General features: G+C 69.2%; 12 protein-coding genes. 4 read left to right on the top strand and 8 right to left on the bottom strand.

Going from position 1 to position 15,510, the window contains the following annotated elements; all coding sequences use genetic code 11:
• Positions 1-4: 4 nt before the first annotated feature.
• The 8 genes from katG to F8A92_RS11385 all read right to left on the bottom strand — a co-directional run bounded on the left by katG (position 5) and on the right by F8A92_RS11385 (position 11,043).
• Positions 5-2,275, bottom strand: coding sequence for a catalase/peroxidase HPI (gene katG / locus F8A92_RS11420; protein WP_153505291.1), 2,271 nt, complete (start codon positions 2,273-2,275; stop codon positions 5-7).
• A gap of 22 nt (positions 2,276-2,297) precedes the next feature.
• Positions 2,298-2,726, bottom strand: coding sequence for a Fur family transcriptional regulator (locus tag F8A92_RS11415; RefSeq protein ID WP_153505290.1), 429 nt, complete (start codon positions 2,724-2,726; stop codon positions 2,298-2,300).
• Between the two features lie 172 nt (positions 2,727-2,898).
• Entirely contained in the window at positions 2,899-4,176 is a 1,278-nt protein-coding gene (locus F8A92_RS11410) for a thymidine phosphorylase (RefSeq protein WP_153505289.1), read from the bottom strand.
• On the bottom strand, positions 4,176-4,583 hold the full coding sequence (locus tag F8A92_RS11405; protein WP_153505288.1) for a cytidine deaminase: 408 nt from the start codon (positions 4,581-4,583) through the stop codon (positions 4,176-4,178). Before F8A92_RS11405 ends, F8A92_RS11410 begins: the two co-directional genes overlap by 1 nt.
• A 1-nt stretch (position 4,584) precedes the next feature.
• On the bottom strand, positions 4,585-6,123 hold the full coding sequence (locus F8A92_RS11400; protein ID WP_153505287.1) for an ABC transporter permease: 1,539 nt from the start codon (positions 6,121-6,123) through the stop codon (positions 4,585-4,587).
• Positions 6,123-7,706 (bottom strand): ABC transporter permease, encoded by a 1,584-nt coding sequence (locus F8A92_RS11395; protein ID WP_153505286.1) that lies wholly within the window; start codon positions 7,704-7,706, stop codon positions 6,123-6,125. The genes F8A92_RS11400 and F8A92_RS11395 overlap by 1 nt, the downstream gene beginning before the upstream one ends.
• Positions 7,703-9,373 carry an ABC transporter ATP-binding protein gene (locus tag F8A92_RS11390; protein WP_153505285.1) on the bottom strand — a complete coding sequence of 557 codons (1,671 nt, stop codon included), beginning with the start codon at positions 9,371-9,373 and terminating at the stop codon, positions 7,703-7,705. Before F8A92_RS11390 ends, F8A92_RS11395 begins: the two co-directional genes overlap by 4 nt.
• A 641-nt stretch (positions 9,374-10,014) precedes the next feature.
• Positions 10,015-11,043 (bottom strand): BMP family lipoprotein, encoded by a 1,029-nt coding sequence (locus F8A92_RS11385; RefSeq protein ID WP_228389385.1) that lies wholly within the window; start codon positions 11,041-11,043, stop codon positions 10,015-10,017.
• 275 nt (positions 11,044-11,318) lie between these two features.
• Here F8A92_RS11385 and F8A92_RS11380 point away from each other — a divergent pair, with 275 nt between their 5' ends.
• From F8A92_RS11380 to F8A92_RS11365, 4 genes are all read left to right on the top strand, one after another.
• A complete protein-coding gene (locus F8A92_RS11380; protein WP_153505284.1) occupies positions 11,319-12,167 on the top strand; it encodes an amino acid ABC transporter ATP-binding protein in 849 nt (282 codons plus the stop codon).
• A 104-nt stretch (positions 12,168-12,271) separates the two neighbouring features.
• Positions 12,272-13,147 (top strand): glutamate ABC transporter substrate-binding protein, encoded by an 876-nt coding sequence (locus tag F8A92_RS11375; protein WP_153505283.1) that lies wholly within the window; start codon positions 12,272-12,274, stop codon positions 13,145-13,147.
• Between the two features lie 347 nt (positions 13,148-13,494).
• On the top strand, positions 13,495-14,202 hold the full coding sequence (locus F8A92_RS11370; RefSeq protein WP_228389384.1) for an amino acid ABC transporter permease: 708 nt from the start codon (positions 13,495-13,497) through the stop codon (positions 14,200-14,202).
• Entirely contained in the window at positions 14,199-15,137 is a 939-nt protein-coding gene (locus F8A92_RS11365) for an amino acid ABC transporter permease (RefSeq protein WP_153505282.1), read from the top strand. The genes F8A92_RS11370 and F8A92_RS11365 overlap by 4 nt, the downstream gene beginning before the upstream one ends.
• Positions 15,138-15,510: the final 373 nt, after the last annotated feature.

Raw genomic sequence — 15,510 nt, 5'->3', positions numbered from 1 at the left:
TTGATCAGCGGAGGTCGAAGCGGTCGGCGTCCATGACCTTGGTCCAGGCGGACACGAAGTCCGTCACGAACTTCTCGCTCGCGTCCTCGCTCGCGTAGACCTCCGACAGCGCCCGCAGCTGCGAGTTCGAGCCGAAGACGAGGTCGACCGCGGTAGCGGTCCACTTCAGATCACCGGTCGCCGCGTCGCGGATGTCGTACACGCCCGCCTCGGACTCCGACGTCTTCCACTGCGTACCCGGGGACAGCAGGTTGCGGAAGAAGTCGTTGGTGAGGGCGCCCTGTCGGTCGGTCAGCACGCCGTGCGCGGTGCCGGCGGCGTTGGCCCCGAGCGCCCGCATGCCGCCGACCAGCACGGTCATCTCGGGCGCGGACAGCCCCAGCAGGTAGGCCTTGTCGACCAGCAGCACCTCCGGCTGCAGCTTCTCCCCCGGGCTGGTCCAGTTGCGGAACCCGTCCGCCCGCGGCTCGAGGTAGTTGAACGACTCGACGTCCGTCTGCTCCTGGGTCGCGTCCGTGCGGCCGGGATGGAACGGCACGGTGACCTGGTGGCCGGCGTCCGCGGCCGCCTTCTCCACGGCCGCGGTGCCGCCGAGCACGATCAGGTCGGCCAGTGACACCTGCGCGCCGCCCGCGGCGTTGAAGTCCTGCTGGACCTTCTCGATGGCCGCCAGCAACGTGTCGAGGTCGAGGTCGGCGTTGACCGGCCAGCTGCGCTGCGGCTCCAGCCGGATCCGGGCACCGTTGGCGCCGCCGCGGCGGTCGGTGCCGCGGTACGTCGAGGCGGACGCCCACGCGAGCTCGACGAGCTGCGCGGTGGACAGGCCCGAACCAAGCAGCCTCTGCTTCAGCGTGGCGATGTCCGCCTCACCGACGAGCTCGGCGGGCGGCTCCGGCACCGGGTCCTGCCACAGCTGCGGCTCCGGGACCCACGGGCCGAGCATGTGCGGCCCCACCGGTCCCATATCGCGGTGCAGCAGCTTGTACCAGGCCTTGGCGAAGGCGTCCGCGAACTCGTCCGGGTGCTCCAGGAAGCGCCGCGAGATCTTCTCGTACGTCGGGTCGAAGCGCAGCGCGAGGTCGGAGGTCAGCATCGTGGGGCGGTGCTTCTTGGCCGGGTCGTGCGCGTCCGGGACGATCTCGTCATCGGTCTTCGCGACGTACTGCTTGGCGCCGGCCGGGCTCTCGGTCAGCTCCCACTCGTAGCCGAACAGGATCTCGAAGAACCGGTTGCTCCACTCGGTCGGACGGTCGCTCCAGGTCACCTCGAGGCCGGAGGTGATCGTGTCGCCGGCCTTGCCCGAGCCGTAGCTGCTCAGCCAGCCGAGGCCCTGGGCCTCCAGCGGCGCCGCCTCGGGCTCCGGGCCGATCAGGTCCGCGTCGCCCGCACCGTGCGTCTTGCCGAAGGTGTGGCCGCCGGCGATGAGCGCGACGGTCTCCTCGTCGTTCATCGCCATCCGCGCGAAGGTCTCGCGGATGTCGATGGCCGAGGCTAGCGGGTCGGGGTTGCCGTTCGGGCCCTCGGGGTTGACGTAGATCAGGCCCATCTGGACGGCGCCGAGCGGGTTCGAGAGCTGCCGCTCGCCGGAGTACCGCTCGTCCCCGAGCCAGGTGTCCTCGCTGCCCCAGTAGATCTCCTCGGGCTCCCAGATGTCCTCGCGGCCGAACGCGAAGCCGAACGTCTTGAAGCCCATCGACTCCAGCGCGACGTTGCCGGCGAGCACGATGAGGTCGGCCCACGAGATCTTCTGCCCGTACTTCTGCTTCACCGGCCACAGCAGCCGCCGCGCCTTGTCGAGGTTGGCGTTGTCCGGCCAGCTGTTCAGCGGCGCGAACCGCTGCGAGCCGTCGCCGGCGCCGCCGCGGCCGTCGTGCACCCGGTAGGTGCCGGCCGCGTGCCAGCTCATCCGGATCATCAGGCCGCCGTAGTTGCCGAAGTCGGCCGGCCACCAGTCCTGCGAGGTGGTGAGCAGCTCGCTGATGTCGCGCTTGAGCTCCTCGACGTCGAGCTTCGCGAACTCCGTCGCGTAGTCGAAGTCGGCGCCCAGCGGGTTGCCCTTCGGCGAGTGCGCGTGCAGCACCGACAGGTCGAGCTGGTTGGGCCACCAGTCCTGGTTGGTGCGGGGCCGGTGCCCCTTCGGCTGCGGCGAGTCGATGGCGGGATTCTCGCTCTCGCTGCCTTGCGCGGTGGCCGAGTCGTGCATCACCGGGCAGCCGGAGGACTGGTTCTCCGGGGTCGCCTGCGGGTCCGCGGGCCGGTTGTCCTGGTTGCTCATGTGCTTCCTTCCATCGACGGGTTCAGCTGGCACGGTCGGCCGCGCAGTCGGGGCAGGTGCCCCAGTAGACGACCTCCGCCTCGTCGACCACGAAGCCGTGGTCGTTCGAGGCGGTGAGACAAGGGGCGTGGCCGACGGCGCAGTCGACGTCGGCGATGATGCCGCAGCCGCGGCACACGACGTGGTGGTGGTTGTCGCGCACCCGCAGCTCATAGCGGGCGAGCGAGCCCGCGGGCTGGATCCGCCGGACCAGCCCCGCGTCGGTCAGCGCCCGCAGGACGTCGTAGACCGTCTGGTGGGAGACGCCGTCCAGCGCGACGCGGACGGCGTCGATCACCGTCTCGGTGTCGGCGTGCGGGTGGTCGCGCAGCGCGGTGAGCACCGCGACCCTCGGCCGTGTCACCCGCAGCGCGGCGGCCCGCAGCTGGTCCTCCAGGGTGGCCGTCGGCATGGCTCGACGCTAGCCACGAGTCTGGAATAGATCAAGTCTTGACGGCGGATGACTTGCCTGCGGGACGGCCTGAGGTTCGCCAAGATGCCTACCTGTGCAGCGTCTGGCGTGCACAAGTAGGCACCTTGCCAGTCCGCGGCTCACACGCGGCTTCGTCCGCCGGCCGGCAGGGTCAGCCGCGGATCGTGCTGCGGACCAGCGGTGCGGGCTCGGGCGCGGCGTCCGCGACGGTCACCGCGCCGTCGAGCGCCTCGAGGGCGCGGGCGAACCGCGCGGGGTCGTCGGCGTGCAACGTCAGCAGGGGCTGGCCGGCGCGGACGTCGTCGCCGATGCCGGCGTGCCAGGTGACCCCGGCGGTGGCGCTGACCGGGTCCTCCTTGCGGGCGCGTCCGGCGCCGAGCCGCCACGCGGCGATGCCGACCGACAACGCGTCGAGTCCGGCGAGGACGCCGTCCCGCGGCGCCAGGACGTCGTGGGTCTCCGTGGCGATTGGCAGCGCGGCCGCCGGATCGCCGCCCTGCGCGGCGATCATCGCGTTCCAGGTGTCCATCGCCTTGCCCGAGGCGAGCACGTCGGCAGGGTCGGCGTCGATCCCGACGGCCTGCAGCATCTCGCGGGCGAGGGTCAGGGTCAGGGAGACGACGTCCGCCGGTCCCCCGCCGGCGAGGACCTCGACGGCCTCGGCCACCTCGAGCGCGTTGCCGGCCGAGCGGCCCAACGGGTGCTCCATCGACGTCAGCACCGCGGTCGTCTGCACGCCGTGCGCCGTACCGAGCCGCACCATCGTGCGGGCGAGCTGCTCGGCGTCGGCGTACTCGCGCATGAACGCGCCGGAGCCGAACTTCACGTCGAGGGTGAGCGCGTCGGCGCCCTCGGCGATCTTCTTGCTCATGATCGAGCTGGCGATCAGCGGGATGCAGTCGACGGTGCCGGTGACGTCGCGCAGCGCGTAGAGCTTCTTGTCGGCCGGCGCGAGGGTGTCGCCCGCGGCGCAGATGATCGCCCCGACGTCCTGCAGCTGGCGGCGGTAGTGCGCGGGCGAGACGGACGCCGTCCAGCCCGGGATCGACTCGAGCTTGTCGAGGGTGCCTCCGGTGTGCCCGAGCCCGCGGCCGGACAGCTGCGGCACGATGGCCCCGCAGGCGGCGACCAGCGGCGCGAGCGGCAGGGTGATCTTGTCGCCGACCCCGCCGGTCGAGTGCTTGTCGGTCGTGGGCCGGTCGAAATCGAGGGACATGCGCTCGCCGGACCGGATCATCGCGTCGGTCCAGCGGGCGATCTCGTCGTCGGACATGCCGCGGATGAAGATCGCCATCAGCAGCGCCGACATCTGCTCCTCGGCGACCGCATCATGCGTGTAGGCGTCGATCACCCAGTCGATCTGGCCGTCGGTGAGCGGGCGTCCGTCGCGCTTGGCGCGGATCACGTCGACGGCGTCGTGCTGCGCCATCAGGCCTGCGCGCCGGTGACGTCGTCGATGTCGGCCACGTCGAACGCGTCGGGCAGCACCTCGCGCATCGCCAGCACGCCGCGTGGGGTCAGCACCAGGCAGCTCGGACCGCCGTGCTCCCACAGCAGCTGGCGGCAGCGCCCGCACGGCATCAGCGCCTCGCCGCGGCCGTTGACGCAGGAGACGGCGACCAGCCGTCCGCCGCCGGTGGCGTGCAGCGACGACACCAGGCCGCACTCGGCGCACAGGCCCACGCCGTACGCCGCGTTCTCGACGTTGCAGCCGGTGACGACGCGGCCGTCGTCCACCAGGCCGGCGACGCCGACCGGGAAGTGCGAGTAGGGCGCGTAGGCGTGCCGCATCGCCTGTACCGCGGCCTCGCGCAGCGCCGTCCAGTCGACCGGCACGCTATTCGCCGCGACGATAGACCAGGCCGTCGGACGCCGGCATCCGCAGCCGCTGGGCGGCGAAGGTGAGAACCATGAGGGTGATGATATTGGGGATCGCGCCCTTGAAGGACTGGGGAATTCCGGTGTTGGACAGCCACATCCACGCGAACAGCAGGTAGCCGCACGCGTACGCCGGGAGGTTCGCCGACGACTGCGGGTGCGCCAGGGTCGTGCGGAACGCCCGGACGCCGTAGTACAGCAGCGCCGCCAGCACGAGCATCACCACGGCGATCAGGATGACGACGCCGACCTTCGCCAGGCTCGTCGTCTGCGGGTTGTCGGGGATGAACTGCGACTTCAGCAGCAGCGTCTTGCCGGAGAAGAACAGCGACACCAGGGCGCCGGCCAGCAGCAGCCCCATGAACGTCAGGGTCGAGATGCGGGTCGAGCGCTTGGTCGCGTGATCGCCCTTGCCGGCGGCCAGCTTGCGCAGCTCGAGCATCAGCAGCACGGCCAGGCCGATGGCGACGAGCACCACGATGGCGGTGGACGCCGACAGGTCGGAGCGCTGGTTCACGGCGCTGGTGTAGCCGAACAGCAGCGAGCCCAGCAGCGTGCCGGACGTCGTCCAGTTGCCGAAGATGAGCGCCGCGAGGCCGATGTAGCCGCGGCCGCCGGTCTGGTTCTCCAGGTACCCCTGGGAGGTGACGATGACGAGGAAGGCGCCGCCGAGGCCGCCCATGGCGCCGGAGATGATGACGGCGAGGTACTTCTCGCGGTACACGTTGACGCCGAGCGACTCGGCGGCCTTCGGGTTCTCACCGGCCGAGCGAACCCGCAGGCCCCACGCCGTACGCCACAGCACGAACCAGGTGAGCGGGAACAGCGCCAGGCACAGCACGGTCAGCAGGCTGAGGTTGGTGGTGAGGCCGCCGACGATGCCGGCGAGGTCGGAGACGACCGGGATACCCTTGGCCTGCAGGGAGATCAGCGCGTCGCTCCACGGCAGCGTGACCTTGGTGATCTGGCCCGGAGCCGGCGACATCTTGCCGTTCTGCTCCGGGAAGAGGATCTCGGCGAGCATGCCGGCGACGCCGGCGGCCAGCAGGTTGATCGCCACACCGGAGACGACGTGGTCGACGCCGAAGGTGATCGTCGCGACGGCGTGGATCAAGCCGAACAGCGCACCGCCGGCGACGGCCGCGATGACGCCCGCCCACGGGCCGCCCTTGACGCCCATCCAGGCGCCGAAGATGGTGCCGGCGATCAGCATGCCCTCCAGGCCGATGTTGACGATGCCGGCGCGCTCCGACCACAGGCCGGCGAGGCCGGCCATCGCGATCGGGATGGTGAAGACGAGGGCCGCGCCGACGGTGCCGACGCTGGTGAACTGGTCGGCGCCGGTCGCCCAGCGCACCAGGCAGAACGCCAGGAAGGCAGCGCCGATGATCGTCCAGCGCCGCTGGGCGGTCATCTTGCGACGCTTGGTGCCGTCGCCGGCTCCGGCGGTCGCGGTACGGGTGTCGATGAGGGCCGAGGTGCCTGCCGCTTGCGTCATCACTTCACCTCGTCGTCATTCGTGGAACCGGCACCAGGTCGATCCCCCGGACCGTCATCCCTATCCCCTGCCCCGTCGCCATCCAACGGTCGTCGACCCGCAGCCGGGTCACCCGCGGCCGGGTCGTTCTCCCCCAACGGTCGTCGAGCCGCAGCCGGGTCACCCCCGGCCGGGTCGTCCTCCCCCAACGGTCGTCGAGCGAGCGAGCCGCTAGGCGAGCGACGTCGAGACGCCGCGCGCCGCTCCTCGGACTCTCCCGACGCCGAAGCCGCGCCGCCGCCCTCCGATGGTCGTCGAGCGAGCGAGCCGCTAGGCGAGCGACGTCGAGACGCCGCAGGCCGCTCCTCGGACTCCCCCGACGCCGGAGCCGCGCCGCCCCCGTGCGGTCGGGTGTTGGCCGCTACCGCCTTGGCCTCGGCGGCCTTCGTGCGGCGGGACACCACCGTGTAGGCGACCACCACGGCGAGCAGGACGACGGCCTGCATGATCGCGGCGAGCTTGTTGGAGATGCCGATGGTCTGGAAGCCGCGGGTCGAGATGTCCAGGAACGCCCAGATCACCGACGCGAAGAACATGCCGACCGGGTTGTTGCGGCCCAGCAGCGCGACCGAGATGCCGGCCCAGCCGACGCCGGCGACGAACGTCTCGTCGAAGCTGTGCTGGCGGCCGCCGAGCAGCTCGGGCAGGCCGGCGAGGCCGGCGAGCGCGCCGGAGATGAGCATCGCGTAGACCGTCATCCGCTTGGCGTTGACGCCGCTCGCGCGGGCCGCCTCGGCGTTCTGGCCGGAGGCGCGCAGGTCGAACCCGAACCGGGTGCGCTTGAGGATGAACGCGTAGACGATGCCGAGCACGATCGCGATCAGGATGAAGCCGTAGGTGTTGGAGCTCTTCGGCGGCGGCGTGAGGCCGATCGCGTCGAGGATCGGGTCGACGACGCCGTTGAGGTTGGGGAACCAGCCGGACTCCGCGAGCGGCTGCGTGGCGGGCTTGCGACCGGCGGGATCGGGGCTGAAGCCGCCGTCCCGCAGGAGGAAGCCGATCATCGCCGCGGCGATGGCGTTGAGCATGATCGTCGAGATCACCTCGGAGACGCCGCGGGTCACCTTCAGGACGCCGGCGATGCCCGCCCAGATCGCGCCGACGATCATCGCGGTCACGATCATCACGAGGATGTGCAGCGGGCCGGGCAGGTTGCCGACCGAGGCCCCGACGTACGCCGCGAACAACGCCGCGAGGCGGTACTGGCCCTCGACGCCGATGTTGAACAGGTTCATCTTGAAGCCGATGGCGACCGCGAGCGCCGAGATGTAGTACATCCCGGCCTTGTTGATCAGGTCGATCCAGTTGCGGCCGAGGCCCATCGTCTTGTCGATGGAGGCGAACACTTCGTCGATGCCGCGCCCGGAGGCGAGGACGACGATGATGACGACGACGAGCGCCACGATGAACGCGGCGATCGGCGCGACGAGGGTGAGCAGCAGCGAGCGCCAGCGGGTGCTCTTGACCGACGGAGCGGTGATCTCGTCGGAGACGGGAGGGGCGCTGCTGGGCGGCTGCGTGGGGGTCGTGGGCGTCTCGCTCATCGCGATCCCTCCTCGGTGCTCGCGCCGGAGCCGGTCGCGCTGGTGCCGGTCGCGCTGGTGCCGGAGGCGGTGGCGCCCGGACCCGTGGTGGACGCCGGCCGGACGTCGCCGTCGGCGCCGGTCATCGCCGACCCGAGGTCCTCGGGGGTGACGGACGACGGGTCGAAGGACCGGACGAGCCTGCCGCGCAGGATGACCTGCAGGGTGTCCGAGAGCCCGATGAGCTCGTCGAGGTCGGCGGAGATCAGCAGCATCGCCATGCCTTCGGCGCGCGCCGCCCGGAGCTTGTCCCAGATCGCGGCCTGGGCGCCGACGTCCACGCCGCGGGTCGGATGCGCGGCGAGCAGCACCTTCGGCGTGTGCGCCATCTCGCGGCCGATGATCAGCTTCTGCTGGTTGCCGCCCGACAGCGAGCCGGCGGTGACGTCGATCGACGGGGTGCGCACGTCCTCGGCGGCCACGATGCGCTCGGTGTCGGCCTTCGCACCCTTGGCGTCGATCAGCGGCCCGGCGATGTTGGGCTCCTCGGTCTGGTGGCCGAGGATCCGGTTCTCCCACAGCGGCGAGTCGAGCAGCAACCCGTGCCGGTGCCGGTCGGCCGGGATGAACCCGATGCCGGCCTCCCGGCGCTTGCGGGTCGACCACTCGCCGATGTCCTTGCCCGACAGCGTGACGGTGCCGCCCTGGATGACGTCCATGCCCATGATCGCCTCGACGAGCTCCTCCTGCCCGTTGCCCTCGACACCCGCGATGCCCAGGATCTCCCCCGCGCGGATCTGCAGGCTGATGTGGTCGACCACGGCGCGGCCGCTGAAGTCGTTGACGACGAGGTCGCGGACGTCGAGGACGAAGTTGTCCTGCTGGACGGTGTTGCCGCGAGTGGCGGGCTCGGGCAGCTCGTTGCCGACCATCAGCTCGGCGAGCTGCCGGGCGGTGGTCTGCTTGGGGTCGACGGCGGCGACCGTCGTGCCGCGGCGGATGACGGTCACGTCGTCGGCGACGGACAGCACCTCGTCGAGCTTGTGCGAGATGAAGATGACGGTGTAGCCCTCGGCCTTGAGCTCGCGGAGGTTGTCGAACAGCTCGTCGACCTCCTGCGGGACGAGGACGGCGGTGGGCTCGTCGAGGATGATGATCTTGGCGCCGCGGTAGAGCACCTTGATGATCTCGACACGCTGCCGGTCGCCCACGCCGAGGTTCTCGACGAGCTCGTCGGGGTCGACCTCCAGGCCGTAGTCCTCGCCGATCTTGCGGATCACCTCGCGGGCCTTGTCGCCGATGCCGTAGAGCTTCTCGGCGCCCAGGACGATGTTCTCCAGGACGGTGAAGTTGTCGGCGAGCATGAAGTGCTGGTGCACCATGCCGATGCCGGCCTTGATCGCGTCGGACGGCGTCGCGAACCGCACCTGCTTGCCGTCGATGCGGATCTCGCCCTCGTCGGGGCGCTGCATGCCGTAGAGCGTCTTCATCAGCGTCGACTTGCCGGCGCCGTTCTCCCCGACGATGGCGTGCACCGTGCCGCGGCGGACCTTCAGGAAGATGTCCTTGTTGGCCACGACGCCGGGGAACCGCTTGGTGATCCCGTCCAGCTCGACTGCCAGCGCTGCGCGATCCGGGGTGTCCGGCGCGCTGCTGGGGGACGCCGCTCGCGGTGGCGTAGTTGTCATGACTACCTCGACCTCATGGGTGCATCGTGGTTGCTGTGGCGAACATACCGGTCATCGCCCGTGACCTCGCGGACGAAGACCTCCAACGGCCGTCGCAAGGCCGACCCGAGCGCGGGGCGCTCCCCAACCGTCGTGGACCGCCGCTCGCTCCCCGACGGTCGTCCGACGCCGCTCGCTCCCCAACGGTCGTCCGACGCCGGTCGCTCTCCAACGGTCGTCGAGCGAGGGCGAGGAACGAGCCCGACGTCGAGACGACGCAAGCCGCAGTCGCCACGTCTCGACGTCGCTCGCTGGCGCTCGCTCGCTCGACGACCGTGAAGGGGCCGACCCGACCGCGGGCGCCTACCCCAACCGTCGTGGACCTCCGGTCGCTCCCCAACGGCCGTCCGACGCCGCTCCCCCCAACGGTCGTCGAGCGAGGGCGAGGAACGAGCCCGACGTCGAGACGACGCAAGCCGCAGTCGCCACGTCTCGACGTCGCTCGCTGGCGCTCGCTCGCTCGACGACCGTGGAAAGGCGTCGCTCGGGCGTCCGGAGGCTCGACGACCGTGGAAGGTCGCCAGTCGACCGTGGGGCCGGACACGACTGTGGCGGGCATCGACCTGCTCACGATGCCCGCCACCTGTGCCGTGCGGGTGCTGCTAGTTCGCCGACGGAACGGTGATCTTGCCGTCGATGATCTGCTTCTTCAGATCCTGGATCTTGCTGTCGACGGCCGCCTTCACCTGCGGGTTGTTGATGACGTAGTCGACGCCGTTCTCCTTGAGGCCGACGGCGTGCGTGCCGGCCTTGAAGGTGTCGTCCTTGACCGACTTGATGAAGTCGTAGACGACCGTGTCGATGCGCTTGAGCGCCGAGGCGATGATCGACTCCTTGTAGGAGGCGTCAGCGGTCAGGTACTGGTCGGAGTCGGTGCCGATGGCCTGCTTGCCCTTCTCGGCAGCCGCCTCGAAGACACCGTTGTTCGACAGGCCCGCGGCGGCGTACACCACGTCGGCGCCGCCGTCGTACTGGCCCTCGGCCGCGACCTTGCCCTTGCCCGGGTCGTTGTAGCCGGAGTAGTCGCCGGCCTCGGTCAGGTACTTCACGTCGACCTGGATGTCGGCCTTCGCCTGCTTGGCGCCGGCGGTGAAGCCCTTCTCGAAGTTGTTGATCAGGGTCTCGTTGACGCCGCCGACGAAGCCGATCTTGCCGGTCTTCGAGGTCAGCGCCGCGATGGCGCCGACGAGGAACGCGTTCTCGTTGTCCTTGAAGACGTACGAGGCGACGTTCTTGGCCTCGAGGCTGTTGTCGATGAGCACGAACTTGACGTCCGGGTAGTCCGGCGCGACGGTCTCGAGGGCGTTCTTGTACGAGAAGCCGACGGTCACGATCGCGGTGGCGCCGTTGTCGGCCAGCTGGCGGAGACGGTCTTCCTTGTCGGCGTCCGACTCGTCGGGCTTGCCCGAGAGCTCGGTCGGCTTCTCCAGCTTGAACTCCTCGACGGCCTTGTCGAGGCCGGCGGCGGCGGCGTCGTTGAACGACTTGTCGCCACGGCCACCGGTGTCGAACGCGACGGCGACGACGGGTCCGCCCTTGGAGCCGCTACCGCTGTCGCCCGAGCCGCCGGACTTGTTGTCGCTGCCGCACGCGCTCAGGGCCATGGTCGCCGAGAGGAGCGAGGCGATCACGGCGCCCCTGCGGAAGAGTTTTGGACGGCGCAAAACCGTCTCCTTTCAGGTGGTTGCCCGGTCGGCGGTGGCCGCGGCGGGCGAAATCTAGAGTCGTGCTACTAGAGGGTAGCGCGCCTGAAGTTCGTGTTAACCGCGCCTTTCGCACCCGAGACCAATTCGTGAGCGGCGGGCACATACTCGCGCGCGAGGGACCGATTCCATAGGGTGCTGTTACACGGTTGTGATGCCTGCGCAACAGGCAGCATCTGACGACTTCTGTACGCTTCTGGCCCATGACACATGCGAACGACCCGGTCGCAGCCGGCTCGGCGGCCGACGATCCGGCCCGGCCGGCGGATCGTGCCGCCGGAACCGCCCCCTCGACGACGCCCGCCGCTGCCGACGGGCGTCCGCTCGTTGAGATCCAGGGCGTGAACAAGTGGTACGGCGACCTGCACGTCCTGAAGGACATCAACCTCGACATCCGCAAGGGCGAGGTCGTGGTCATCCTTGGCCCGTCGGGGTCGGGCAAGTCGACGCTGTGCCGCTGCATCAACCGGCTGGAGACGATCCAGGAGGGGTCGATCAAGATCGACGGCGTCCCGCTGCCCGAGGAGGGCAAGGAGCTGGCGAAGCTGCGCGCCGAGGTCGGCATGGTGTTCCAGTCGTTCAACCTCTTCGCCCACAAGTCGATCAAGGAAAACGTCACCCTCGGTCCGCTGAAGGTGCTGAAGAAGTCGAAGAAGGACGCCGATTCCGAGGCGATGAAGCTGCTCGACCGGGTGGGGATCGCCAACCAGGCGGAGAAGATGCCCGCGCAGCTGTCCGGCGGACAGCAGCAGCGCGTCGCGATCGCCCGCTCGCTCGCGATGCGCCCGAAGGTGATGCTGTTCGACGAGCCGACGTCCGCGCTCGACCCGGAGATGGTCAACGAGGTCCTCGACGTCATCACCGACCTGGCGAGGGAGGGCATGACGATGGTCGTGGTCACGCACGAGATGGGCTTCGCCCGCCGCGCGGCCGACCGGGTGATCTTCATGGCCGACGGCGCGATCGTCGAGGAGTCGACCCCGGACGAGTTCTTCAGCAACCCGCGGTCGGACCGCGCCAAGGACTTCCTCGGCAAGATCCTCAACCACTGACCCGAGCGCTTCCGCCAGACCCAATAGCCAGCCCCCGCGGCGTACGCCGCCCACCCGGCAATCGATCAACGGTATGCCGAACCACCACGAGAAAAGGAACGCGAATGCGTATCAAGATTGCAGCGGTCGCTGCCGTGTCGGCTCTGGCGCTGGCCATGACCGGCTGCGGCAAGAGCGACTCCGGCGGCAGCACGCCGTCGGTCGAGTCGAAGGTCAGCTTCGAGGCCGGCTCCACGATGGAGACGCTCAACAAGGCCGGCTCGGTGAAGATCGGCGTCAAGTTCGACCAGCCCGGCCTGGGCTACAAGGATCCCGCGAAGGGCGATACCCCTCAGGGCTTCGACATCGAGGTCGCGAAGTACGTCGCGGCGAAGCTCGGCATCGCGGCCGACAAGATCGAGTGGGTCGAGGCCGTGTCGGCCAACCGTGAGCCGTTCCTGCAGAACGGCACCGTCGACCTCGTCGTCGCGACGTACTCGATCACCGACAAGCGCAAGCAGGTCGTCGGCCAGGCCGGCCCCTACTACGTGACCGGCCAGCAGCTGCTGGTGAAGAAGAACGACAACTCGATCAAGGGCCCGGAGAACCTGACCGGCAAGGGCGTCTGCTCGGTCGACGGTTCGACGTCGATCAAGACGGTGCAGGAGAAGTACGGCGCCGCGCCGAAGCCGGCCGGCACGTACTCCGAGTGCGTCACCGCGCTGCTGAACGGCACAGTCGACGCGGTCACCACCGACGGCCCGATCCTGCTCGGCTACGCCGCGCAGCACCCCGATGACCTCAAGGTCGTCGGCGAGCCGTTCTCCGAGGAGCGCTACGGCATCGGCTTCAAGAAGGACGACAAGCAGATGTGCGAGTTCCTGAGCAAGACGATCAAGGACATGATCGACGACGGCAGCTGGAAGAAGGCGTTCAACGACACCCTGGGCAAGGGCGGCGCGAAGGCTCCCGAGCCGCCGAAGGTCGACGCCTGCGCATAACGACGGGTCGCGGGCCGGTCCGCAGCCGCGGACCGGCCCGCACTCTCGTACGGCGCCTCGACGCAGCGGCCGTCGGGCGGGGAAGCCGCCCCAACGGTCGTCGAGCAGGAGGCCCCGACGGTCGTCGAGCCAGACCCCCAACGGTCGTCGAGCAGAAGGCCCCGACGGTCATCGAGCCAGACCACCAACGGTCGTCGAGCAGGAGGCCCCGACGGTCATCGAGCAAGACCCACCAACGGTCGTCGAGCGAGCGGAGCCGCTAGGCGAAGCGACGTCGAGACGCCGCACCTGCAGGACAACGGAACCACCTCTCACCCCGGTGAGATCGGAAGGAAGCAGAAGGACACGTGACTACGACACTGTTGTCGGACGCCGGCTTCTCGGTGTTCGCCCAGTCGGGCCTGACGGTCCTGACGTCGAACATCGACAAGCTGCTCGAGGGGTTCGGCAAGACTCTCGCGCTGTCCGCGCTCGCCGGCATCATCGCGCTGGTGGTCGGGACGATCCTGGCGGCCTTCCGCGTGTCGCCGGTACCGGCGCTGCGCGCCGTCGGCACGGCGTACATCACGATCTTCCGCAACACTCCCCTGGTGCTGCTGTTCGTCGTCTTCACCTACGGACTGCCGGGCCTGCTGGGCATCAAGGGCGACCACACGTTCGGGTTCGCCGTCGGTGCGCTCGCGACGTACACCTCGGCGTTCGTCTGCGAGGCGGTGCGCTCGGGCATCAACTCGGTGAACCCGGGCCAGGCCGAGGCGGCACGCTCGATCGGCCTGACGTTCAACCAGAACCTGAAGCTCGTGATCCTGCCGCAGGCGATGCGGGCGGTGATCCCGCCGCTGACGAGCGTGCTGATCGCGCTGGTGAAGAACTCGGCGGTGGCCGAGGCGTTCCTGATCGCAGAGGCCTCGTTCGTGATGAAGGGCCTGATCCGCGACGAGCCGCAGGCGTTGTACTGGGTGTTCTTCGGAACGGCGCTCGGCTACATCATCATCGTGTTCGCAATCTCGGGGATCTCGCGAGTGTTCGAGCGGAAGCTGGAGGTCGCCCGATGAGCGCCTCGGTCCTCTTCGATCAGCCCGGGCCGCGCGCCCGGCGCAACCAGCTGATCGCCGGCATCATCGGCAGTCTCGTGATCCTCGCGATCCTCGGCTACCTGGTGTACCGGATGTACGAGACGAAGCAGTTCACCGCCCGGAAGTGGTCGATCTTCACCGACCCGACCGCGCTGAACTCACTGGCCAACGCGCTGATCAACACGCTGATCGCCGCGATTCTCGCGATCATCCTTTCGCTGATCTTCGGCGCCGTCTTCGGGGCGATGCGGGTCTCGCACAACGCGATCCTGCGGACGATCTCCACAGTCGTGGTCGAGTTCTTCCGCGCCGTGCCGCTCGTGCTGCTGATCCTGTTCGTGTTCCTCGGCTTCGCCGACACGCTGCAGTCGATCTCCAACAACCTCGGCATCACCACGGTGATGGACAACGCCGGTCTCGGCAAGGGCCAGGGCGCGCTCGCCTCGCTGGTGATCGGTCTGACGCTGTACAACGGATCGGTGCTCGCGGAGATCTTCCGCGCCGGCGTCCAGTCGGTGCCGCGCGGACAGCGTGAGGCGGCGTACTCGATCGGCCTGACCCGCAGCCAGACGCTGCGCAAGATCCTCGCCCCGCAGGCGATCCGCACGATGCTGCCGGCCATCATCAGCCAGAGCGTCGTGGCGCTGAAGGACACCTCGCTCGGCCTGATCGTCGGGTACGGCGAGCTGGTCCGCCAAGGGCAGCTGATCGCGACCGGATACGACAACTTCATCCCGGTCACGATCGTCCTGGCGTGCGTCTACATCGCGATCAACTACTCGCTGTCGCGGCTGGCCGGCTACCTGAGCAAGCGGCAGGCGCGCACCAAGAGGCTCGCGCCGGTGAAGGCCGATCCCCTGCTTCCGCCGGACACCATGATCGAGATCGAGACCGAACGCCAGCTCAAGGACTAACCCTCAACGGTCGTCGGTCTGCTAACGGTCGAGCGTGATAACGGTCGTCGAGCGAGCGGAGCCGATAGGCGAAGCGACGTCGAGACGCCCGCAGGCGGTCAACGGTCGTCGGCCCCCTGCAGGGTCACCGAGCCTTCCACGGCCGCCGAGCTTCCCGGCCGCCGAGCCCTTCTCTGGTCGTCGAGCGAGCGGAGCCGCTAGCCTCGGGATTCACGTGGTCGGGGGTGAGTACGGCGTGTAAAGCACGGAAGTGCCTGTCTGGCGCGGGATTCTTGGGTTGCTGAAGCTCAAGGTCCATCACGCAGAGAGGCACTCCGTAGGTGAAGCGTAGCCGTGTTCCGAATCTGGTCCTTGATCCCGTCCGCGAGTCGCT

The sequence above is a fragment of the Cumulibacter manganitolerans genome (assembly GCF_009602465.1).
GTDB lineage: Bacteria > Actinomycetota > Actinomycetes > Mycobacteriales > Antricoccaceae > Cumulibacter > Cumulibacter manganitolerans.
This window is presented reverse-complemented; position numbering and strand designations above follow the sequence as displayed.